Consider the following 230-nt stretch of genomic DNA (forward strand, 5'->3'; position numbering starts at 1 on the left):
TGACCTGGTCGATAACCACGTCATCATCGAAGGCAAGCAGCCTGAGCAGCAGAGCATCTGGACGCAATTGCTGGTGGCGAGCTTCCCGATCCTGGTCATCATTGCCGTGTTCATGTTCTTCATGCGCCAGATGCAAGGCGGTGCGGGCGGCAAGGGTGGGCCGATGAGCTTTGGCAAGAGCAAGGCGCGCCTGCTGTCCGAAGACCAGGTCAAGACTACGCTGGCCGATG

At 59.6% G+C, this 230-nt stretch carries 1 pseudogene; it reads left to right on the forward strand.

Annotated features, from left to right (window positions below):
• Positions 1-230: pseudogene (locus SB756_RS36170) on the forward strand (ATP-dependent metalloprotease); the annotation flags it as partial.

The organism is Pseudomonas sp. SIMBA_068 (assembly GCF_046534705.1).
Lineage (GTDB): Bacteria > Pseudomonadota > Gammaproteobacteria > Pseudomonadales > Pseudomonadaceae > Aquipseudomonas > Aquipseudomonas putida.